General features: G+C 63.2%; 20 protein-coding genes. 7 read left to right on the plus strand and 13 right to left on the minus strand.

The genetic code is table 11. The annotated features are described in order from the left end of the window. Positions 1-55: 55 nt before the first annotated feature. Positions 56-1,009, minus strand: a complete 954-nt coding sequence (locus AC1DXS_RS01330; protein ID WP_477735781.1) for a LysR family transcriptional regulator — start codon at positions 1,007-1,009, stop codon at positions 56-58. Positions 1,010-1,147: 138 nt separating this feature from the next. On the opposite strand from AC1DXS_RS01330, the gene AC1DXS_RS01335 reads away from it, so the two are divergent. Next, positions 1,148-2,305, plus strand: coding sequence for a response regulator (locus AC1DXS_RS01335; RefSeq protein ID WP_477735782.1), 1,158 nt, complete (start codon positions 1,148-1,150; stop codon positions 2,303-2,305). Positions 2,306-2,437: 132 nt separating this feature from the next. On the opposite strand, the gene AC1DXS_RS01340 is transcribed toward AC1DXS_RS01335, so the two are convergent. Continuing rightward, positions 2,438-3,970, minus strand: a complete 1,533-nt coding sequence (locus tag AC1DXS_RS01340; RefSeq protein WP_477735783.1) for an ATP-binding response regulator — start codon at positions 3,968-3,970, stop codon at positions 2,438-2,440. Between the two features lie 174 nt (positions 3,971-4,144). Then, positions 4,145-5,059, minus strand: a complete 915-nt coding sequence (locus AC1DXS_RS01345) for a LysR family transcriptional regulator (protein WP_477735784.1) — start codon at positions 5,057-5,059, stop codon at positions 4,145-4,147. Positions 5,060-5,343: 284 nt separating this feature from the next. On the opposite strand from AC1DXS_RS01345, the gene AC1DXS_RS01350 reads away from it, so the two are divergent. Together AC1DXS_RS01350 and AC1DXS_RS01355 are read left to right on the plus strand one after the other, a co-directional pair. Beyond that, complete coding sequence (locus AC1DXS_RS01350) at positions 5,344-6,183, plus strand: LytTR family transcriptional regulator DNA-binding domain-containing protein (RefSeq protein ID WP_477735785.1); 840 nt, start codon at positions 5,344-5,346, stop codon at positions 6,181-6,183. Between the two features lie 302 nt (positions 6,184-6,485). Continuing rightward, the gene (locus AC1DXS_RS01355; protein WP_477735786.1) at positions 6,486-6,953 is read left to right on the plus strand and encodes a hypothetical protein; all 468 of its coding nucleotides are present in this window, start codon (positions 6,486-6,488) and stop codon (positions 6,951-6,953) included. 63 nt (positions 6,954-7,016) lie between these two features. On the opposite strand, the gene AC1DXS_RS01360 is transcribed toward AC1DXS_RS01355, so the two are convergent. The 8 genes from AC1DXS_RS01360 to AC1DXS_RS01395 all read right to left on the minus strand — a co-directional run bounded on the left by AC1DXS_RS01360 (position 7,017) and on the right by AC1DXS_RS01395 (position 15,441). Further along, positions 7,017-7,412: a RidA family protein gene (locus AC1DXS_RS01360; protein ID WP_477735787.1), complete on the minus strand. Its 396-nt coding sequence runs from the start codon at positions 7,410-7,412 to the stop codon at positions 7,017-7,019. Between the two features lie 25 nt (positions 7,413-7,437). Then, entirely contained in the window at positions 7,438-7,845 is a 408-nt protein-coding gene (locus AC1DXS_RS01365; RefSeq protein ID WP_477735788.1) for an acyl-CoA thioesterase, read from the minus strand. Continuing rightward, on the minus strand, positions 7,842-9,509 hold the full coding sequence (locus AC1DXS_RS01370) for a benzoate-CoA ligase family protein (RefSeq protein ID WP_477735789.1): 1,668 nt from the start codon (positions 9,507-9,509) through the stop codon (positions 7,842-7,844). The genes AC1DXS_RS01365 and AC1DXS_RS01370 overlap by 4 nt, the downstream gene beginning before the upstream one ends. Continuing rightward, complete coding sequence (locus AC1DXS_RS01375; RefSeq protein WP_477735790.1) at positions 9,506-10,687, minus strand: acyl-CoA dehydrogenase family protein; 1,182 nt, start codon at positions 10,685-10,687, stop codon at positions 9,506-9,508. The genes AC1DXS_RS01370 and AC1DXS_RS01375 overlap by 4 nt, the downstream gene beginning before the upstream one ends. 42 nt (positions 10,688-10,729) lie before the next feature. Next, positions 10,730-11,584: an enoyl-CoA hydratase family protein gene (locus AC1DXS_RS01380; protein ID WP_477735791.1), complete on the minus strand. Its 855-nt coding sequence runs from the start codon at positions 11,582-11,584 to the stop codon at positions 10,730-10,732. Continuing rightward, positions 11,581-12,066 carry a MarR family winged helix-turn-helix transcriptional regulator gene (locus AC1DXS_RS01385; RefSeq protein WP_477735792.1) on the minus strand — a complete coding sequence of 162 codons (486 nt, stop codon included), beginning with the start codon at positions 12,064-12,066 and terminating at the stop codon, positions 11,581-11,583. The genes AC1DXS_RS01380 and AC1DXS_RS01385 overlap by 4 nt, the downstream gene beginning before the upstream one ends. A 23-nt stretch (positions 12,067-12,089) precedes the next feature. Further along, a complete protein-coding gene (locus AC1DXS_RS01390) occupies positions 12,090-14,423 on the minus strand; it encodes a bifunctional salicylyl-CoA 5-hydroxylase/oxidoreductase (RefSeq protein WP_477735793.1) in 2,334 nt (777 codons plus the stop codon). Between the two features lie 271 nt (positions 14,424-14,694). After that, positions 14,695-15,441 carry a 2OG-Fe dioxygenase family protein gene (locus AC1DXS_RS01395; RefSeq protein ID WP_477735794.1) on the minus strand — a complete coding sequence of 249 codons (747 nt, stop codon included), beginning with the start codon at positions 15,439-15,441 and terminating at the stop codon, positions 14,695-14,697. 145 nt (positions 15,442-15,586) lie between these two features. Between AC1DXS_RS01395 and AC1DXS_RS01400 the strand changes: the two genes are divergently transcribed. Next, positions 15,587-15,889 carry a DUF1840 domain-containing protein gene (locus AC1DXS_RS01400; RefSeq protein WP_436156923.1) on the plus strand — a complete coding sequence of 101 codons (303 nt, stop codon included), beginning with the start codon at positions 15,587-15,589 and terminating at the stop codon, positions 15,887-15,889. 133 nt (positions 15,890-16,022) lie between these two features. Here AC1DXS_RS01400 and AC1DXS_RS01405 read toward each other — a convergent pair whose 3' ends face one another. Further along, on the minus strand, positions 16,023-17,579 hold the full coding sequence (locus tag AC1DXS_RS01405) for a tetratricopeptide repeat protein (RefSeq protein WP_477735795.1): 1,557 nt from the start codon (positions 17,577-17,579) through the stop codon (positions 16,023-16,025). A 168-nt stretch (positions 17,580-17,747) separates the two neighbouring features. On the opposite strand from AC1DXS_RS01405, the gene AC1DXS_RS01410 reads away from it, so the two are divergent. The 3 genes from AC1DXS_RS01410 to ku all read left to right on the plus strand — a co-directional run bounded on the left by AC1DXS_RS01410 (position 17,748) and on the right by ku (position 20,180). Beyond that, entirely contained in the window at positions 17,748-18,851 is a 1,104-nt protein-coding gene (locus AC1DXS_RS01410; RefSeq protein ID WP_477735796.1) for a hypothetical protein, read from the plus strand. Positions 18,852-19,017: 166 nt separating this feature from the next. Continuing rightward, positions 19,018-19,242, plus strand: coding sequence for a DUF2188 domain-containing protein (locus AC1DXS_RS01415; protein WP_477735797.1), 225 nt, complete (start codon positions 19,018-19,020; stop codon positions 19,240-19,242). Positions 19,243-19,244: 2 nt separating this feature from the next. After that, positions 19,245-20,180: a non-homologous end joining protein Ku gene (gene ku, locus AC1DXS_RS01420; protein WP_477735798.1), complete on the plus strand. Its 936-nt coding sequence runs from the start codon at positions 19,245-19,247 to the stop codon at positions 20,178-20,180. Here ku and AC1DXS_RS01425 read toward each other — a convergent pair. Then, positions 20,181-20,568 (minus strand): hypothetical protein (locus AC1DXS_RS01425; RefSeq protein ID WP_477735805.1); only part of this gene is annotated, 388 nt, incomplete at its 5' end.

A 20,568-nucleotide genomic window follows, 5' to 3' on the forward strand; every position in this document is an offset into this window, starting at 1 on the left:
TGCGCATGCCATCGCGTTCGCCACCGATGGCCTGCGCACCATGGTTGCGGACGGACTAACCCGCGCTTTCTGAATCCGCTCTCTTGACGAATGCCACATCGGGGTGGAGCTTGAGCGTGTCTTGCATTGCCAGCAGATGGCTCCAGAACATAGTCTGGAAGGCCTTGACGGCGGGGGGCAGGGCAATGAGCCGCTGGTGCACCAGGTAGATTTCGCGGTGCACCCGCGGCTTTAGCAAGGTGAACTGCAGGCCCGCAGCCGCCGGATGGGACGCGCCGAGCGCGGACACGACGGCCACGCCAACCCCGGCTTTGGCCAAGGCGATCTGCAGCGTCAAGCTGGAGAGCTCGATGCCGGTCTCCATGTGGCTCACGATGGCTGACCCGCTGGACCGCAACGCGTGCAATGTGCCGGTGCCCAATGCTTCCTTCAGGATGGGCAATGTGGCCATCGCTTTCTCCGTTTGGTCCGGTGCAACGGTAAATCTTTGCGGGTCCGCAAGCAGGCCAAGCGGCGCCCGCAGGATTTTCTCGCAGCAAAGCGGTGCTGTGTCGCCCACCAGCGATGCGATGCCAAGGTCGGCTTCGCCCTTCGACACCTGTTCGATGATGGGGCCGCTGTCGTCCTCAATCAACCTGACGCGAACCAGGGGGTGCGTTTGGGCGAACCTGAGCAGCAGGCCGGGCAAGACCGTGCTGCCGAAGGCGGCGCCCACCGCGATCGTCACGGCGCCACGTGTGCCTCTGGCCTCGTCCCGCACGTCTTCAATGACGTGATCCATCTCGCGCAGCAGGCGCTGGGCGATAGGCAGGAAGCGAGCGCCTTCGCGCGTCAGCGTGAGCCCCCGGCCCTCGCGGCGGAACAGCGGAAATTCCAGTTGCTCGGCGAACTCCTGCAACGCGCGTGTCAGGGCCGGCTGGCTGATGTGCAGCTCCTCGCTTGCGCGGGAGACGTTACCGAGCGTCGCTGTGGCGACGAACATCCGGAGTTGGCGCTGGGTCAGATTCATAGCCGGCTCGCATGAATGCGCTCAAAACATGCATTGGACCCGCCGGGCGAGGGCACGTAAATTGGGTGGGAAATCAGCAGGAGCCCATCCTTGAGGCGGTGGGCGTTACAAAAAATACGGATATGGAGGGGGCTGGACATGGGAGTTTCTTTTGACAATGCAGGCGCTTTTGACAAGGCAGGTGTGCTGCCCGCTGGCTCAAGCATGGTTTCGGGGCCGCCGCAGGCTCGTGCCGAACTGGTCCGCGAGCTTGGCGACCGCATCACCGCTGCCCGGGAAATGGCTTCGGCGGTCCGCATGCTGGACCGAAGATCCGGCTGGAACGGCCAGGAGCGCGAGCAGCTGCTTGCCCTGCAAAACGAAACGAGCAGGCTGCTCAACGCGCTGCAACTCATGCTCGTGGATGCCGGCAAGCCCTCTGCCGGCAATGTTTGCAGGCCCTGCCCGCTGCTCTCGCCGAGCGCGCTCCTCGAGAGGTTTTCCGCCTCCCTGGCGGCCCAGCTCGGGCACAACCCCGGAATCAGGTTGGAGCTGCGCGAATCGCAGTTGATCCAGTTTTCAGGCAACGAGGCGATCATTGAGCAGATCCTCGTGTTTCTTGTGCGATCCATCCAGACCGGCCAGGGCCACTCGATTGGGATCCAGGTCTACTCGGATCCGCGCCAGCGCGGCCGTGGCGATCTGTGGTTTGAGGTGTGCTCGCACCGCCCCGGATGTTCGCTGCCGGCCGATATGGAGAGCGAGTTGACGTGCGCCGAAGCGCTCGCGCAGGCGATCGGCGCGGAAGTCACCGCGTGTGAAAGCACACGGCAAGCGGGCCAGCCTGCGCTGCAGCTGCGTGTCCCCGCGTGTGTGTTCTCCACCAGCGAAAAGCCCTTGAGGCTGTTGCTGGTCGACGATCGCCGGATCAACCAGCTGGTTCTGGCGGACGAACTCGGCTCCCTCGGACACCGTGTTGTCGTTGCAGGCGACGGGCCGACGGCCCTGGAGTTGCTTGGCCGGCAGGACTTTGATGCGGTGCTGACCGATTTGAACATGCCGGACATGAACGGGCTGGAGTTGACCGGGTCGATTCGCGCGCTGCGGGCCCCGGCATCGCGGTTGCCCATCATCGTTCTTGTCCCTGAAGAGTCGCCTGTGAACTTCGAGAGGTCGCTGATGGCCGGGGCGAGCGCCATAGCCCGAAAGCACGGCGGCCCCGAGCACATCCTGAGCGCCTTGGCCCATCACTTTCCATCGAATGCACCGCTGTGGCGTTACATGCCGGCCGGCGAGTTCAGCTTGACGGTTCACTAGGGTTCTCGCTCCCGGAGTTCGGTCAGGTGCAGCAAAGGCTTGCTGCGCAAAGCGAAGGCTTGCACAGTGCCGGATTTTCCCGGCGCTGGACTGCTTGCCGGGTTTTTCTTCGTAACCCATTGTTCCCCGGCGTTACGCGGACACGCCCTTCGCCTTGCTCGTGAAGACCAGCTCGCCGACAAGCTTTCGCAGCTCCGACGGACGCACCGGTTTGTACAGCACGTGAATGCCCGCGAATGCATCGTTCTTCAGCGCGGCAAGCGCATCGCCGGTCAGGATGATCGCGGGGATAGCCGGGTCGCCATACATCTTGCGCAAGGCGTGAACGAGGTCCAGGCCCGTCTCCGCAGACCCCAGGTTGAGATCCGCGATGACAAGCCCCGGTGCCGCGCCGGTGCGGCACAGCTCCGCCATGAGCGCATGGCTGTTGCCGGCTGAAACCGTGCGGCATCCCCAGGTCGCCAGGGCGCTCACCAGCACCCGCAGGATGGCGGCGTCATCCTCGATGATCGCAACCATCACCTCGGCGCCTCCGGTTGGCGCCACACTGTGAGGTTGCTGCGCCGCCGGCGCCGCGGCAATGCACTCGCCGAGGTCCACCTCGATATGCGTGCCTTCGCCGAGCTCGGAAGACAGGCGCAGCTTGTGCCCCAGTTGAAGCGCCATCGTGCTGACGATGCCGAGCCCCAGGCCAAGCCCTTCGCTGCTGGTTGTCGGACGCCGCTCGAATCCGGCCCCCTGCGCGGCAAGCTCGCCCACCTTCATGCCCCTGCCGGTGTCCTCCGTGTGCAGGATTGCGCGGCCTGCGGCGATCACGCAGCTGAGGCGGATGCCACCGGCATCGGTGTACCTGATCGCGTTCGCCATCAGATTGAAAACAATTCGCCGCAGCAGATTCAGGTCGCTCTTGACCCACACGCCGGCAGGGCACTCGACCAGCAAGCGCAGCCCCTTGGCGTTCGCCTTGACCGTGAAAACCTGCTCGACTTCCTGCAGCAGGAGCCGGACGTCCACCGGCTGCAGGCTTGCCTCGTAGAGTCGCATGTGAACCCGGTTGACGTCGAGCAGGTCGTTGAACATTTCGGCAAGCGTGTTCACGCTGGTCTGAAGTTCCATGAACTGGCGCGGGCTGATGCTGGTCGCGTCGCTTCCCATGAGATCGACCTGGGCCACCAGTGCCTGCACGGGCTGCCGCAGATCGTGGCTGGCCGCCGCGAACAGTTGCATCGCATTGCGCTCGTCCTGTGCGGCGCGAGGCTCCCGTTGCGGCGCAACCGGTCCGGCTTGCCTCGCCAGCGCTTGGGCTGAGGAGCGAAGCGCCCCGTAGCTCACAACCGCGACCGCAATCAACATCAGCAATGAGAGAGTCGCACTTGAGTGGGCGATCACCTCGGCGATGGGCAGGGGCAAGATGGCTATCGCCGCGCGATAGCGTAGTGCCTTCACAGGGGAATTGACGCAAAGGGCCGCAGCGGCCAACAGCACAATCGCCGACCAGAAAACATGCTCGCTGTCGGGCGAGAAGGCGATTGCCAGCGGCCCGCTGATGCCCAGCAGTACCGAGTACACGGTGGCCCAGTGAGGCTTGCCGCCTGCTGGCGCGCGCGACCCGCCAGGCTGGCCGCGGTGGTCAATCAATGGGTCTGCCCGGTGCGTCACTGTCATGAACCATGTCCCGCTTGGCGTTGATCTGGCGTTTGCGACTTCGAGGATGAAAATGCTTACTAAAGTATACGGCGATTGTTAAAAATTGTTACTTAGCTGCCTAAGTGCGTACTATTTTGTAGTATGGCAAACCAAGGCGCCTGGACAGTGAGCGGCGCGGGCAGGCAATGACCGTCAGCTGTGAAATTCGGTGCTCGGCATGGCTTTTCGCAGCGTTTCGATGACGAGGTCCGTGGTCGGTGAACGTCGGGTGCCTTTGGGTGCCATGACGGAGATGTAAGGGTGCTGGATGGACTCGTCTTGCAAGGGCACGAAGCGAAATAGTCCTTCGTTGACCTCCGGTGCGACATCCAGCCGCGTCAAAAGGCTCGGCCCGAGCCTTGCCCGCACCAGCGCCTTGATCGCCACGATGCGGTTGCTCGTGGCCACTGCCCGAAAGGGGCGCGCCGCATCCAGCGCCGCTCGAAGCGCCAGCCGGACGGCGAGCGGCTCCACCGGCATGACCAGGGGCTCATCCAGGCATTCGTCGAGTTTCACGGACTCGCGCGCGGCAAGCGGATGGTCGGGGAGCATGACCAGGCCGACGGGGTCCTTCATGGTGCAGAGCGAACGTACCGGAACCTTCTGGGGCGTGGTAATGACGATACCGATGTCGGCCGACCCATTGAGCATGCTGTCCAGCACGGCCTGGGTGCTGCCGACCAGGAGTGCCAGGCTCAATCCCGGCACCCGTTGCCGCACGCTGGCAATGGCCTGCGGCAGGAGTTCGCAGGCGACGTTCTCCACCGCGGCCACGCGCACGGATTCCAGGCGGATGCCTTTGAGGCTTCTGACGTCGTCCGCCAATTGCTGGGTATCGCGCTTCCAGCGCTGCATGGAAGCAAGGACGGCCTCTCCCGCAACCGTGAGATTCAGGCCCCGCGCCGTGCGGTCGAACAACGCAACCTGCGCCTCTGCTTCGAGCTGCTGCACAGCCCGGCTCACCGCTGAAGGGGCAATATGCAGGATCTCCGCGGCGGCACGAATCGATTGGGTTCGCGCCACGACTTCGAAGTAATGCATCGAACGCCGGAAAATTCGGAAGGGCATAGTGTTGCCTGAATTAGAACAGGGAGATCAAAATTCTATGATGGACGGTAACAATATGTATGCATACATTTGCATTAAATTCAAAAAAATAAGAGTGCGTGACGGCGGGGGTACCAAGCCAGGATGCAAAGCAGGCATCCTGGTGCAAAAGGGCGGTGAAAGCCCCTGGATGCCGGTACTTCGGCCTGGTCCCGGCTTCGGTGTGGCGCTTTATTCGCTCATTCGGATCCGGCCCAGGTAGAGCTGGATCGCCCGGCGAGCGAGGCAACGCATCCCAGCGCTGAATGAGCGCCACCATGAATGGTCGAGTCATGGCCGGAGTGGTTGCCACGCCCGAGTTAGCGCTCATTCAAAAGGGATTGCCTGGGATGGAATTGACACGTATCGTGATCGCCGAGGACGATCCTCAACAGGCGCAGGGGCTTGGGGACCTGGTGGCGAAGTTGTCCGCGCACTGGAATGTGCAGGCGATTGTGCACTCGCAAGCTGAGCTGGAGGGCGCCCTGGATGACCTTGTGCCCGACGTTCTGCTGCTCGATCTGCATATGCCGTGCGGCCAGCTGCCCGAGCTCAGTTCTCTCGATATTGTGCGCAAGGCAGTCGTCCAGCCCGTGGTCATTCTGGTGACGGGTGATCCGTCCCAGGCGCTGCTTGCCTTTGACAACCAGGTCGTCGACTATGTGCTCAAGCCCATCAGGCCGGCCCGGCTGATGCAGGCTCTGCAAAAAGCCGACAGCATGCTTTTCGCCCGGCGATCCGCTGCGGCAAGATCCTCCACCGGCTCAGCAGCGGCCGCTGAGCTCCCGCGCTGGCTCACGGGGATGCGCGGGCGCGACGTCATTCCTCTTGATCCCGACGACATTTTTTATCTTCAAGCCGAGCGCAAATACACCATTGCCGTCCTCGCGAGCGGCCAGGTCATGATGCGCAGCGGCATCAGCGACATCGAGGCAAGCCTGGACGAAACCGTGTTCAAGCGCGTGCACCGCAGCACCATTGTCAATATGAGGCGCGTTGAATTCATGCGCCGCGACGAAATGGGGCGTTTCCGGGTTCACATCAAAGGCCGCCCTGAAACCCTGTTGGTCAGCAAGCCCTTCGAACACCAGTTCAAGATTGGTTGATACCATCAGGAGCCGCGGGCGCTCCAGCCGCCCCAGCAGCCCCCACCGCCAGGAAACAAGCGTCAAGACATGTTCACTATGGCCTTCCCGACCCGGTTTGTCCCTTCATGATCATCGCAACCGCTGCCTGCTTGTTCGGCCTGGCTGTCGGGGGGTGGGCAGGCTGGTCGGGCCGTGGCCGAAAAGCGCATGCGCAGCCGGAGAAGGCCTCCCAGGCCGCCGAAGAAAAAGTTGCCGAAACCGGGGGTAGGCCCGCCGTTGACGTGTCCTGCTTGTGGGATCCGCACGGCTGCCTTAACGCCTTGAACCGTTGCATCATCAGCGGGCCTGTACCGCCCGCCGATGACAACCCTCTTTACGTGGTGAGCGACCACCTGAGGCTGCTGGCCCAGCTCAGCCAGTCCGGCGGATGGGTTTCGCCGGCTCGCCTTCAGGAGTGGCTGGAAACGCTGTTGGCCTTGCAGCCCGATGCGTCGGTCGAGAAAGCATGCCGTATTTCGCTACCCCAAAACACATTGCAACAGCTGCAGATCGTGCCGCTTGGCATCGCGCTGCAGCCGCTTTTGCGCCAGGCCCGGCCGGTCGCCGGTGTCTCCATCGAAGCCGGCGAGGTCAGCTTTCCAAATGGCGCCGGGCAAAACGCCAGCATTGTGCTGCGGCTGCAGGTGAGCGAAGGACGCAAAGCCGATGCGCCCGCAACTCATGAGGCCGCACGGGGCTTGCGGAACTGGGATGTGCAAGTGGTTTGCGAATGCACGGTCGTCCATTGAGAGATTGAGCCATTGAGCCATTGAGCCGATAAAGCTCGTTGAACTCCCCAGGAGTTCAGCCCATCAATCCGGCACCACCGCCGTCACTTCAATCTCCACCTGCGCGCGGTCTTCCACCAGGCCCGCCACTTCCACGCAGGTCATGGCCGGGAAGTTCTTGCCCATGACCTCGCGGTAGGCAGCGCCCAGCTCCTTGAGCCTGGCGACGTATTCCACCTTGTCGACGACGTACCAGGTCATGCGCACCATGTGCTCGGGCCCGGCGCCGCCGGCCTTGAGCACGGCCGCGATGTTTTGCAGCGCCTGTTTGGTCTGCGCAACGAAGTCGTCGCTTTCAAACTCCTGCTTCGCGTTCCAGCCGATCTGGCCGCCCACGAAGAGCAGCGCGCCGCGCGCCAGCATGCCGTTGGCATAGCCCTTGGGCTCGGCCCAGTCAGGCGGTTGCAGTTTGGTGATCATGGGGATTGGCTCCAGGGGATGTTTCTCATGTTTGTAAATAGGGCAGCAAGGCCTGGCGCATTGCATCGGGAATGCGCACCGGCTTGCCGTTGGGAACTTCGGAATAAACCACCACGCCATGCGCCCGCAGCCTGATGCCGCCGTCCTCGCCGTGAATCTCGTACTGCATGCCCAGGCTCGAATTGCCGATGCGCGTGAGTTCCAGCGTCATCATCAGCGCATCGCCATTGCGGCACATGCCCAGGAACTCGGTCTTCAAATCCACGATGGGCACGCCCCTGCCGCCGGCGATCAGCGCGTGTTCAGGAAAGCCGATGTGCGCGAGGAAATCTTCCTGCACCTCATGCAGCAGGTAAAAAAACTGCGGGTAAAAAACAATCCCCGCCGGGTCGCAGTGGTGAAAGCGCACGCGCTTGGGAACACTGAATTTCATGGCTGGCGCAGCTTGAAGCGTTGCAGCTTGCCCGTTTCGGTGCGCGGCAGCTTGTCCACAAACTCAATCTGGCGCGGGTATTTGAAGGGCGCGAGGGTTGCCTTGACGTGGTCTTGCAGCGCCTTGGCCGTCGCGTCCGCCGCTGCCTCACCGGGCTTGAGCACGATAAAAGCCTTCACCACCATGCCGCGCTCCTCGTCGGGCAGGCCCACCACGCCGCATTCGGCCACGGCCGGGTGCTTGAGCAGCGCGTCTTCCACCTCCGGCCCGGCCACGTTGTAGCCGGCGGTGATGATCATGTCGTCGGCGCGCGCCTGGTAAAAAAAGTAGCCGTCGGCGTCCTGCATAAAGGCGTCGCCCGGGTAGTTCCAGCCGTCCCTCACATAGTTGCCCTGGCGTTCGTCCTCGAGGTAGCGGCAGCCCGTGGGCCCCACCACCGCCAGCTTGCCAATCGTGCCGCGCGGCACTTCCGCGCCGGTGTCATCCACCACCTTGGCGGTATAGCCGGGCACCACCTTGCCGATGGCGCCGCGGCGCACGTCGGCGCCGGCCGCCGAGATAAAAATGTGGAACATCTCGGTCGCGCCTATGCCGTCAATCATCTCGATGCCGGTGGCGTCTTTCCACAGCTGGCGCGTGGCATCCGGCAGGCTTTCGCCGGCGCTCACGCACAGGCGCAGGCCGGGCACGCCGTGCTGCTTCGCAAAGGGCGCCATCTGCCGGTAAAACGTGGGCGCGGTGTAGCAGATGGTCGCGCCCACCTGCTTGATCAACTTGACCATGGCCTCCGGCGTGTAGCCAATCGAGGGGTAGTACACCGACGCACCTGCCCACATCGGGAAAATCAGCATGCCGCCCAGGCCGAAGGTAAACGCCAGCGGCGGCGAGCCGACCACGATGTCGTCCGGCCTGGCCTTGAGCACATGGCGCGGCCAGGCCTCGCAGGCGGCCAGCACGTCGCGGTGGGTGTGCACCGCGGCCTTGGGCTTGCCTGTGGTGCCCGATGTAAAGGCCATCAGCGCGATGTCGTCGGCCGACACCGGGCAGGGCTTGAATTGGCCATCCTTTTGCGCCGACAGCACGGCCAGCGACCCCGGTGCATCCATCAGGTTAAAGGGCACGATGGCAGGCAGCGGTGCGCTGGGCGCCTGCGCCGCCCGCAGTTCATCAAGCAGCGTCGCATCGCACAAGGCCAGCGCGGGCCTGGCTTTTTCAATGATCTCGCCCAGCTCCTTGGCGCGCAGCAGCGGCATGGTCGCCACCGCCACCAGGCCGGCCTGCACCACGCCCAGCCAGGCCAGCGCCATGCCGATGGAGTTGCCGCCGCGCAGCAACACGCGGTTGCCGGGCTGCAAGCCGAAGTCTTCGGTCAGCACCTGCGCGATACGGTTCACGCGCTCCAAGGCGTCGGCGTAACTCAGCGTGATCTTGTCCGAGCGCAGCATCGGCTTGTCAGCACGCCCTTCGCGAATCGCCTTGTCAAACAGCGCCTGCACCAGGTTGGCCTGCGCCGGGATGCGCAGCTCGGGCAGCGCGTATTCCATGCGCGGCAGTTGCTCGGCCGGCGGCAGGCGGTCGTGCACAAAGCGGTCCGCCTGGGCGGAAGGCGCCGAAGCCGCTGTTGCCGTTTCGACAGGTTTGGAAATCGAGGCAAGGGTGCTCATGATTGCAATTGGGCCTTTCCAATAATGAGTTGCTGCACTTCGGTCGCGCCTTCATAAATGCGCAGCGAGCGTATGTCGCGGTACAGGCTTTCCACCTTGGTGCCTACCTTCACGCCCAGGCCGCCGTGCATCTGCAGCGCCATGTCGATCACCTTCTGTGCGTTCTCGGTCGCCGTCATCTTGGCCATGGCCGCCTCGGCGGTGATGCGCGCGCCGCTGCCCAGGCGCTCGCTCTCGTCGCGCATCCAGGCGGCGCGGTAGGTCAGCAGCGCGGCGGCATCCACCAGCGCAGCCATCTCGCCCAGCTTGGCCTGCGTGAGCTGGAAGTCGGCCAGGGTCTGGCCGAACATCTTGCGCTCCTTCGAAAAGCGCACCGCCTCGGCCAGCGCGCGGCGTGCCATGCCCAGCGCGGCCGCGGCCACCGAGGCGCGGAAGATGTCCAGCGTCTGCATCGCCAGCTTGAAGCCGCCATGCAGCGCGCCCAGTTGCGCGCCTTTGGGCAGCTTGCAGTGCGCGAACTTCAGCGTGGCCAGCGGGTGCGGCGCCATCACCGCGATGTGCTCGCTGCTGTCCAGGCCCTTGCTGTTGGCATCGACGATAAAGGCCGTGATGCCGCGCGTGCCGGCCTGCGGGTCGGTCTTGGCGAAGGTCACATAAAAATCCGCGATGTCGCCGTTGCTGATCCAGGTCTTGCTGCCGTTCAGCGTCCAGCCTTCGCCGCTGTCGGTGGCCGAGGTCGCCATGGCGCCGGCGTCCGAGCCCGCGTCGGGTTCGCTCAAGGCAAAGGCCGCGATTTTTTTGCCGCTGGCCACCAGTGGCAGGTAGGCCGCCTGCTGCGCGGGCGTGCCCGCCAGCGTGATGGCGCCGCTGCCCAGGCCCTGCATCGCAAACGCAAAGTCGGCCAGGGGCGAATGAAAGGCCAGGGTCTCACGCAAAATCACCAGCGCGCGCGAATCGAGCTTTTCCAGCGCGCCGCCCAGCGCACCGTCTTTGCCCGCCGGCACGCAATAGCGCAGCCAGCCACTGGCGCCCAGCAGGCCCACCCATTCCTTGCAGGCCTTGCGGTCGTCGCTTTCGTCGACCTGCTGCTGCGGCGCCCAGTCGGCCAGGCGCCCGCCCAGCTCGCGGTGAACCTCGTCAAAAAAAGGCAGTGCCAGGTGGGCGGTGCTCGATTTCATGCGTGAATGTCCTTGCCTTGTTGTCTTGCCGGGCCGCGTGGCTCAGTCGCCCTGGAACACCGGTTTCTGTTTGGCCGCAAACGCCTTGTAGGCGCGCGTGAAGTCCTTGGTCTGCATGCAGATCGCCTGCGCCTGCGCCTCGGCCTCTATGGCCTGGTCCAGCGTCATGGCCCATTCCTGGTGCAGCATGGTCTTGGTCATGCCGTGCGCGAAGGTCGGGCCGTCGGCCAGTTCCTGCGCCAGCTTTTGCGCCTGCGCCAGCAGCTCCTGCGGCTCATGCAGCGCGTTGAAGAAGCCCCACTGCAGGCCTTCCTGCGCATTCATCGCGCGGCCGGTGAACAGCAGCTCCGACGCGCGCCCCTGGCCGATCACCCGCGGCAGCAACGCGCAGGCGCCCATGTCGGCGCCCGCCAGGCCCACGCGCGTGAACAAAAACGCCGTCTTCGCCTGCGCCGTGCCCAGCCGCATGTCGGCCGCCAGCGCCATCATGGCGCCCGCGCCGGCGCAAATGCCGTCAATCGCCGCGATGACGGGCTGCGGGCACAGGCGCATCGCCTTGATCAGGTCGCCCGTCATGCGCGTGAACTCCAGCAGCTCGGGCATGCTCATCTTGGTCAGCGGCCCGATGATCTCGTGCACGTCGCCGCCCGAGCAAAAATTGCCACCCGCACCGGTGATCACCACCGTCTTCACATCCGTTGCGCTGTTCAGCGTGCGGAACAGATCGCGCAGCTCCGCATAGGAGTCAAAGGTCAGCGGGTTCTTGCGCTCGGGCCGGTTCAAGGTCAGCGTCGCGACGCCGGCGTCGAAGGAATAGGCGAAGTGCTCCGCCTGGTAATGGGCCATCGCATCGAAATGCGCGTGCATGGGGTTGGCCAGGCCTATGTAGTGCTTCATGTGGTTTCCAGTTTTGCGTCTGCGAGTTGGTTGTGGTGCTGCTTGACCTTGCCCAGCAGCTTGTGCAGCGATTCGACCTCGCGCGGCGACAGCGCCTCGAAGGCCGCGACGATCCAGGCCTCATGTTCGGCCGCCATCTCGTCAAAGAGCTTGCGCCCGCGTGACGTCAGCCGCACGCGGTAGGCACGCCTGTCGCCTGCCACGTCCACGCGCTCCACCAGGCCTTCGGCCACCAGCTGGTCGGTGATACCGGTCACGTTGCCGCCCGTCACCATCATGCGGCGCGACAGCTCGTTCATCTTCAGGCCCTCGGGGCTGCGCTCCAGCTGCGCCATCAGGTCAAAGCGCGGCAGCGTGGTGTCGAACTGCTCGCGCAACTGGGTGCGCACCTGCTTTTCCACCAGCTGCGTGCAGGTCAGCATGCGCAGCCAGAGGCGCAATGCCTCCGGGTGTTCGCTGTGGCCTCGTGCTTCCATGTCCATAGGGTCTCCTTGCTGTGATTTTTTTATTTACCGTCGGGGGGCTGCGTAGTGAGTGCCTGTGCCTGCTGCTTGGCGACTTCGCGGTACAGCTGGTCGCGCCCGCTCAGGTATTGCTGGGGCCAGGTCACATGGCGGCTTTGCAGCTTGGCCGCTTCGTGCAGCGTCCAGGCCGGGTCGGCCAGGTGCGGGCGGGCAATCGCGCACAGGTCGGCGCGGCCCGCCGCGATGATGCTGTTGACGTGGTCCACTTCCGAGATCGCGCCCACCGCAATCGTCTGTATGCCCACCTCGTTGCGTATGCGGTCGGCAAACGGCGTCTGGTACATGCGGCCGTACACCGGCTTGGCCGCGCGCGTGGTCTGGCCCGACGACACGTCGATGAAATCGCAACCTGCGGCCTTGAACAGGCGCGCGATCGCCACCGCATCGTCCGCCGTGTTGCCGCCCGGCGCCCAGTCGTGCGCCGAAATCCGCACGCTCATGGGCCGGCCGGCGGGCCAGGCCGCGCGCATGGCGGCAAACACCTCCAGCGGAAAGCGGCAGCGGTTTTCCAGGCTGCCGCCGTAGTCGTCCGTGCGCTGGTTGGTCAGCGGTGTGATAAAGCTCGACAGCAAATAGCCGTGCGCGCAGTGCAGCTCCAGCCAGTCAAAGCCGGCCTCTGCCGCGTAGCGCGTGGACTGCACAAACTCCGCCTTCACGCGGTCCATGTCGGCGCGCGTCATGGCCTGGGGCAGCTGGTTGCTCGGGCCGTAGGCCACGGCGCTGGCCGCCAGCAGCGGCCAGTTGCCGCTGGGCAGCGGCTCGTCGGGTGCTTCCCAGCCCACTTGCGTAGACCCCTTGGGCCCGCTGTGGCCCAGCTGCATACCGATCTTCGCGTCCACGCCCGTGCCATGCACAAAATCCACAATGCGCTTGAAGCCCTTGGCCTGCGCCTCGTTCCACAGGCCCGGGCAGCCCGGGGTGATGCGGCCTTCGGGGCAGGGCGCGGTCATCTCCACAAACACCAGCGCCGCGCCGCCCAGCGCGCGCGCGCCCAGGTGCACCAGGTGGAAGTCCTGCGGCATGCCGTCTAGCGCGCTATAGGTGGCCATGGGCGACACGACGATGCGGTTCTTCAAGCTGAGCTCGCGCACCTTCAAAGGCAGCAGCATGGGTGGCGGCGCGTGCGGCGCATTGCTCTTGGCCAACCATTGTTCGTAGCCCTGCAGCCAGGCCGCATCGCGCACCCGCAGGTTTTCATGGCTGATGCGCTGCGAGCGCGTCAGCAGCGAATAAAAGAACTGCTCGGCTTCCATGCCGCTGTAGCGGTCCACGTTCTCAAACCATTCGGTCGAGTTGCGCGCCGCGTTCTGGATCTTCAGCACTTCCACCGAGCGCAGCGCCTCATACGCCTGCAGCGCAGCCTTGGCATCGCCGCCATGCTGTGCAAAACAATTCGTCAGCTCTATCGCATCCTCCAGCGCCAGCTTGGTCCCGCTGCCGATAGAGAAGTGCGCCGTATGCGCCGCATCGCCCATGAGCACGATGGGCACTTGCTTGCCGTTGATGCTTTCTTCATGCACCCAGCGCTCGCACACCACACGCGGAAAGCGTATCCAGATCGCCGAGCCGCGCACATGCGTGGCGTTGTTCATCAGCGGGTTGCCGTCCAGGTATTTGGCAAACAGGCGCTCGCAAAACGCAATGCCGTCCTCCTGGCTCATCTGGTCCAGGCCGTGGGCCTTCCACACCGCTTCCGGCGTCTCGACAATAAAGGTCGAGGTGTTCTCGTCAAACTTGTAGGCATGCGCGGCAAACCAGCCGTGCTCCGTCCGCTCAAACGCAAAGGTAAAGGCGTCAAAGGTCTTGCGTGTGCCCAGCCATACAAAGCGGCAGGCGCGCAGTTCCACGTCGGGCTTGAAGGTCTGCGCATAGCGGTTGCGGATGCGGCTGTTCAGCCCGTCGCTGGCCACCACCACGTCGGCGCCGTACTTTGCCGCGATGGCCTGGTCGTCCTGCACGTCGGTTTCAAACACCAGGTCCACGCCCAGCGCCATGCAGCGCTCCTGCAAAATGTTCAGCAGGCGCTTGCGGCCAATCCCGCAAAAGCCGTGGCCGCCCGATCGCACCGAGCGCCCCTTGAAGAACACCTCCACATCATCCCAGTGGTTGAAGGCATCGCCGATCAGCTGCGCGCTCACAGGGTCCGCCACCCGCAGGTTGCCCAGGGTCTGGTCCGACAGCACCACGCCCCAGCCAAAGGTGTCGAAAGGCCGGTTGCGCTCCACCACCGTCACCTGGTGGGCCGGGTTCTGCAGCTTCATCAGCAGGGCGAAATACAAACCTGCGGGACCACCGCCCAGGCAAAGAATGTGCATGAAAGCGTACTCTCTGGATTAATCTTGCCTTAATTGTTTAGGTTTAAACTAAATCCGTCAAGCAGGGTTTACCGCGACGTGGAAAGCAGATGTTGCCGAGAAACAAGCCCACCCCTGTACAGGCTCACTTCGTGTAGCCTGCTCCCCCTCAAGGGGCGGCGCCTGCGGTCTGGCAAAGCCAGTCCCGCGGCCCCCATTGGTGAATACCCCGCCGCGTTAGGCTGCCGAACTCGGGGCCGCGGAACCGGCGTTGCCGGGCCGCCTGCAGGCGTCAGGGTGCCTGAAAGCCGGATGCGCGGTAAGTGAGCACCAGCGTGTCCCGGAATCCCGTACCCGGCGCATCGTCCGCCGGCAGTATCGGCGTGGTCTCGTGGATCACCCGCGCGTCGTCCAGCAGCAGCGCCGTCAGCGGCTCCCGCATCACAAAGCGCACGCCGTGCGGGCCGTTGGCATCAAACACCCGGGTCTCGCCGCCCTTCACGCCGTGGCGGCCCACCATCATCACCACCACAAAGTCCACCCCGTCGCGGTGCGCGCCCTCCGGCGTCGGCCGGCCCACGCCGCCGGCCGTGTCGATGCGGAACTGGTGCGCCTCAATATGCCAGCGCCCGGCCGGCTGCACCTGGGCAAACAGCCGGCCCAGGCCGCTGATCAAGTCCGTCCAGGCCGCGGCCGTCGCCACGGCAGGCTCCACCGGCTCAAACCAGCGCTCAAAACCGCCGTGCAGCGCGTTGTAGTCCGTCGGCTGCCAGTGCGCGCGGTGCGGCGTTTGCACCAGGGTGCCCGTGGCCAGTTCCTGCACAAAGCAGGAGTGCCGGCGCTTGCGGTAATGCCCGCCGTCCTTCAGGTGGGCATCCGGCGGCAGCCTGTCCCACGAAGGCACCAAGGCCTGCCAGGCCGGCGCCCAGGCCGCGCCCAGCTCCAGCGTGGCCGTCAGCTCGGCCGGGTTCAACAAACTCAGGCCGTCCTGGCTGAGCGCCTGGCGGGCCGACTTGGGGACAGTGGCGATATTGAACATAGGCCGCTATTTTGCTTGAGCCGCGCCACCCGCCCGCCCCAGGCCCGCGCAAACCCCTCAGGGGCCAAAATGGTGAAACTTGCCTACACAAAAGTCGCTCAAAACTTTCCATAATGGCCTGTCAGCACAACTTGAGGAGCCATCCATGCTTTACAAATTCAAATCCAAAGACGCCGGCGATGTGATCATGCTCGAAGCCAACGGCCGCAAGGTCCTCGAAATCATCGGCAAAGACCCCGCCCCCAAAGGCATCATCCTGCCCGAGCAGATGCCCGCCGCCATCGCCGCCCTGCAGGCGGCCATCGCCCATGAAGAAGCCCACGACGCCAATGCCGAAGACGGCGTCGTCCCCGGCGACGGCCTCGGCCTGCGCCAGCGCGCTGTGCCCTTTATCGACATGCTGCAGCGCAACCTCAAGTCCGGGCATGAGGTGGTTTGGGGGGTGTAGCACCTCCGCCGCTGCTACTGCTGCGGCGGCTTGTCACTCTCTATATAGATAGGAATAAAAAAAGCCCTGGTGACAGGGCTTTTTGCTTTTGGGGGAAGGGCGACTTGGGACCATGTGATCCGCGGTCGCCGCTTTAAAAGTCAGTCACGCCCAGCCGCTTCAGCGCATCCTTGGCCGGCTCCAGGCCCTGCAGCGCCGCCTTTTTGTACCACTCCGTCGCGGCCGCCTTGTCTTGCGAGCCGCCCCAGCCGTACTCATAGGCATGGCCCACCTTGTACTGCGACTGCGCAAACCCCGCCGTCGCGGCAGACAGGTAATAGGCAAACGCCTTGCGTGGGTCCGCCGGCTGGCCGTTGCCACTTTCAAGCTGCGAAGCCACGTTGTGCGCACCCCGCGCCAGGCCCGCCTCCGCCGCCCGCATAAACCAGTCAAACGAAGCCTTCACGTCCGGCCGCGTGCCCTGGCCCCGGTAGTACATCACCGCCACGTTGTTCATCGCATAGGGGTGGCCCTGCTCCGCCGCGCGCCGGTAGTTCTCAAACGCCAGCGCCGCGTCCGCAGGCGTGCCAATGCCGTTGTGCTGGTTCCACGCCAGGCTGGCCTGCGCCAGCACAAAGCCCGCATCGGCCGACTTGCGGTACCAGGTGTTCGCCAGCTCGTGGTTCACCTCCACGCCGCCCAGGCCGTTGTTGTAAATCATCGCCACCGCATGCTGCGCACGGGCATTGCCCGCATTGGCCATGCGCAGCAACTCTTCACGCGTACCCGCGTTGCCCTTGGAAGCCGCCTGGAACAGCGCCGCCACTTCAGGATTCGGCAACTGCGACAGCAGCCGCGCAAACGGATCCGCCAGCGCCACCGGCGCCGCCTTGGCCGCATCCGCGGCAGGCGGAACCCGGCCGGCAGCCGGCGGAGTGCTGGTGGCGGCCCCGGTGGCAGCCGCCATCTCTGCCTGCGCCGCCGCATTGCGTTCAGCCGCCGTGCTGGCCAGCGGCTGCGCGGCAGCAGCGCTGGTGCCGTTCGCACCCGCAGCCGGGAACAGGCGTGAAAGCGCCTGCGCCGCGCCCTGCTTCAGGCCCGCCGAATCCGTCGTGGACGCGGCAAATTTTTCAATGTACTGGCGCGTCGTATCCGGGTTGCGTGAAAAGCGGTGCGACACCACAAACGCATCCGCCGAACGCTGCACCTGCCCCTGCGCCCCAAACACTTCCGCCAGGTTGGCCCAGGCCGCAGCCCGTGCCGGCGCCAGCGCCAGTGTGTAGCGCAGCTGCGCTTCCGCCTCAGGCAGCTTGCCCGAGCGGTACAGCATGTAGCCGTAGTTGTTGGCGATCTCCTGGTCAGACGGATCAGCCCGCCGCGCCTTCTCAAAATCAGCCGCCGAATCGGCCATCTGGTCAGCCTTGAACTTTTCCAGCGCTGTGGTGTTCAGCCGCCGCGCAAGCTTGCGGTCGCCACGGGCCGGGTAAGGCAGCTCTTCAATCTCCGTCTTCGCATCCCACACCGCATTGGCATCGCGAGACGCGGCGCCCGCCAGCATCTTGCTGACCTGGTCCAGGCGCGAAGTGATTTGGGCACTGGCCGGTGCGGCCGCTTGGGCGAATGCCGGCAGGCTGCTGAGCTGGAGCACTGCCGCCAGTACGCAGGTGGCTGAGAAGTAGCCTGCACGTTGACGTGCTGGTTTTGTGGTCATGAAACGATCCTCCCTTTTGTTCGGGGAGTTTATCTGCAAGCGCCTGGCGCTTGGTCTGTGTTCATTCTCCGTATGAGAGATGCGTATGTGCAGATGCCAAAACGCTATTGGCCTCTTTGTCGTCATCTGTCTACAGTCCGTCCGCTAACGCATTCCCCGGAGCTGTTTGTGAACCATCAGATTGAACCCCCTCGTGACATACCCTGCGGACGCGGTTCTGCCCGTCAAAGCGGCATCGTCCTGTTGATGGTGGTGTGTGTCGGGCTGGCTTGTGTAGCGGGGCTTCAACACTTCAGGGAAATGAAGGTGCCGCCCGTGCCTGTGGTTCAAATGGACTCCCCCGGCTTTGTTGCGATTGAGCAACCTTGGCATCTGCAACTAACAGACATCCCCGAGCAGAAGGTGTTCATCGGCTTCAAGCATGCAGGGCACGTACTCATCGACGCCTCGGATTTATGTTTGCAGCCCAACTTTAGAGAGCACGTTCGCAACGAGGGCCCGGAGCCTGAGGATGGCGAGAGGCCACTTTCGGAGGCTAGCGATATTTCGCTACCCAAAGCATTGACCCAGAAGACTTGGTGGATTGTGAGCAGCGATGTGCAGGCGGAAGACCGCACCTTCGATACCCCTTACCAGTGGCTTGGCGAGCGGCTCGCGTACGTGAACTATGCGTGCTTGTTTCTGGGGCAAAAGATTGACCGAGTTGCTCGCAATCAATTCCGCACGCACAAATCTGAACCCGTCATTGGGTTGATGGGTTTTGAAGCTCCTTTGGATCTGTATCTGAAAGAGCATGAGGGTTGGATTAGCGTGACCGATGAAAACCGCGCTGAAAAAATGCGGGAGCTACCGTGGTTGTTTTCCTGGGTCAATAAGTTCAGCGCTAAAGGTCTTGAGCAGTGCGGATACACAGAGGGCGCCATGCTCGACATCGCGCTGCTGCCGATGAGAGTAAAAATATCGCCGGACGACCAACAGCCTTCGCACTGGCTGGCCGCAACAGGGTGCAACGTACTTGATCACTGGTCGCTTGTGATGACGAGTGACAACGGATCGGTGTCGTTCATCACAGTGACCATGCCACCAGACGTTGAGAGCTATCAACCCGGCAAGGTCTGGACGGTGGATATTGATAACGATGGGACGCAGGAGTTCTTGATTCAGGCCCAGTATTACGAAGGCTCGCGCTATGTGCTGCTTCGTCTGGACAAGGATGACAAGGGTGGCTATTACTTCAATGAAATTGCAGGGACGTCATATGAAGGGCTCTAAGCGTTCCCTGCGAATGCCCTTGGTGGCGCTAGGTGCGGCCTAGGGTCGGACCCGTACTTGAACTTCAAGTTGCCTTTGCGGGTCTGAGCTGACCTGCTCCATATGGTGTGTCCTACAAATCAGCAGAAAACCTGAGCCATACGATGCTATTTTTCAAGGAGATCGTATGGACAACTATCACATCAAGACACACGACGGGCATTGGGACCTGACCCGGCAAGGGGCTGGTCGCGCGTCCATCAGCAAGCCCACGAAGGAAGAAATCTTGGCTGCTACCAAGGAATTCATGGCAGACAAAACCGCCTCGGTGAAGATCCACCGCGCCGACGGAACGTTTGAAGAAGAGCGGACCTACCCTCGTAGCGCTGATCCGTCCAAATCCAAAGGTTAGTGATGGCCCCCAAAGCCAACCCTGATGCAGGCAAGGCTCCCACTTCCACCAGGTCGCTGTGGAAAGGTGCCATCAGCTTTGGCTTGGTCCATGTGCCAATTGCGCTGTTTTCAGCGACGGACGAGAGTGACCTGAACTTCAAGATGATCGATAAAAGGTCCATGGACCCTGTTGGGTACAAACGGATCAACAAGAAGACCGGCAAAGAAGTGACGATGGACGACATCGTCAAAGGTGTCGAGTGGGAGGACGGCCAGTTTGTCCTTTTGAGTAAGGAAGAAATTGAGAAGGCTTACCCAAAGACCACGCAGACCATTGAGATAGAAGCCTTCATTCCGATTGATGAAGTGCCCTTTGTTTACCTGGAGAAACCGTACTACACCGCGCCCATTAACCGCGGGCAGAAGGTATATGCGCTGTTGAGGGAGGCACTGGCGGATACCCGCAAGGTAGGGGTTGCCAAAGTGGTCATCTCCAACAAGCAGCACCTTGCATTGCTGATGCCTTGCGGCCCGGCATTGGTTCTGAATCTCCTGCGTTGGGGCGGCGAGATTCGATCCTATGAAGCGCTGCAATTGCCTCCCTCAGGCATCAAGGAGGCTGGCATCAAGGACGCCGAGCTGAATATGGCCAAGCAGCTCATCAAAGAAATGAGCTCCACCTGGAGTGCGGACAAGTTCCGCGATACCTTCCACGATCAAGTCATGAAACTGGTGGAAGACAAGGCCAAAGCAGGCCATGTGGAACAGGTAGAAAAAATTGGTGCTGATGCAGTGGCACGCAGTCCCTCCAATGTGGTGGACTTGACCGAGCTTCTGAGGCGCAGCATGAGGGGCGACGCGGCTGCAACGCCGGTCAAGAAAGCGCTGGCAAAGAAAGCTGCAGCCAAGAAGCCTGCGACCAAAAAGGCTCCGGCCAAATTGCGCCGGGCGGCCTAGTCACATCAAAGGCTCGTCATCGGGGTGATCGGCCACGTCATCGTGCGCTGGGTCAAATGGGTTGGCCTGAGCGCGCCTAAGCCGTTCAGCGCTTCGCTTCATCAGCTTCTCGGTGTCCAGCACGGCTTTGGAGCCCGGCGTGTTGAATTCCACTGAAGTCTGACCCGAGTTTTCCATCGAATATTGACCCACACTCTTTGTGAGCAGAAGGTGCTCACGATGTGGATAAGTTCTTGGTTTTCTCCTTTTTGGGCTGAGTCTGTGTGGATCTGCCTCAAAGTGCGCCGCTGTTTCCGCGATTTTGTTGCCTCGATGACCAACCAGGTGGCCAGCTTCTCGGCGTAGGGATCGAGCTTGCTTGCGGTTGCCCGCCTTTGGTAGCTGGGCT

The sequence above is a fragment of the Polaromonas sp. P3_B1 genome, assembly GCF_056402935.1.

What these genes read in the sequence shown, in the direction of transcription:
- AC1DXS_RS01340 (WP_477735783.1), bottom strand. Translation starts at nt 3,970, where the DNA reads ATGACAGTGACGCACCGGGCAGACCCATTGATTGACCACCGCGGCCAG.
- AC1DXS_RS01395 (WP_477735794.1), bottom strand. Translation starts at nt 15,441, where the DNA reads ATGTTCAATATCGCCACTGTCCCCAAGTCGGCCCGCCAGGCGCTCAGC.
- AC1DXS_RS01335 (WP_477735782.1), top strand. Translation starts at nt 1,148, where the DNA reads ATGGGAGTTTCTTTTGACAATGCAGGCGCTTTTGACAAGGCAGGTGTG.
- AC1DXS_RS01415 (WP_477735797.1), top strand. Translation starts at nt 19,018, where the DNA reads ATGGACAACTATCACATCAAGACACACGACGGGCATTGGGACCTGACC.
- AC1DXS_RS01405 (WP_477735795.1), bottom strand. Translation starts at nt 17,579, where the DNA reads ATGACCACAAAACCAGCACGTCAACGTGCAGGCTACTTCTCAGCCACC.
- AC1DXS_RS01380 (WP_477735791.1), bottom strand. Translation starts at nt 11,584, where the DNA reads ATGAAGCACTACATAGGCCTGGCCAACCCCATGCACGCGCATTTCGAT.
- AC1DXS_RS01350 (WP_477735785.1), top strand. Translation starts at nt 5,344, where the DNA reads ATGAGCGCCACCATGAATGGTCGAGTCATGGCCGGAGTGGTTGCCACG.
- AC1DXS_RS01345 (WP_477735784.1), bottom strand. Translation starts at nt 5,059, where the DNA reads ATGCCCTTCCGAATTTTCCGGCGTTCGATGCATTACTTCGAAGTCGTG.
- AC1DXS_RS01365 (WP_477735788.1), bottom strand. Translation starts at nt 7,845, where the DNA reads ATGAAATTCAGTGTTCCCAAGCGCGTGCGCTTTCACCACTGCGACCCG.
- ku (WP_477735798.1), top strand. Translation starts at nt 19,245, where the DNA reads ATGGCCCCCAAAGCCAACCCTGATGCAGGCAAGGCTCCCACTTCCACC.
- AC1DXS_RS01390 (WP_477735793.1), bottom strand. Translation starts at nt 14,423, where the DNA reads ATGCACATTCTTTGCCTGGGCGGTGGTCCCGCAGGTTTGTATTTCGCC.
- AC1DXS_RS01375 (WP_477735790.1), bottom strand. Translation starts at nt 10,687, where the DNA reads ATGAAATCGAGCACCGCCCACCTGGCACTGCCTTTTTTTGACGAGGTT.
- AC1DXS_RS01330 (WP_477735781.1), bottom strand. Translation starts at nt 1,009, where the DNA reads ATGAATCTGACCCAGCGCCAACTCCGGATGTTCGTCGCCACAGCGACG.
- AC1DXS_RS01385 (WP_477735792.1), bottom strand. Translation starts at nt 12,066, where the DNA reads ATGGACATGGAAGCACGAGGCCACAGCGAACACCCGGAGGCATTGCGC.
- AC1DXS_RS01400 (WP_436156923.1), top strand. Translation starts at nt 15,587, where the DNA reads ATGCTTTACAAATTCAAATCCAAAGACGCCGGCGATGTGATCATGCTC.
- AC1DXS_RS01370 (WP_477735789.1), bottom strand. Translation starts at nt 9,509, where the DNA reads ATGAGCACCCTTGCCTCGATTTCCAAACCTGTCGAAACGGCAACAGCG.
- AC1DXS_RS01360 (WP_477735787.1), bottom strand. Translation starts at nt 7,412, where the DNA reads ATGATCACCAAACTGCAACCGCCTGACTGGGCCGAGCCCAAGGGCTAT.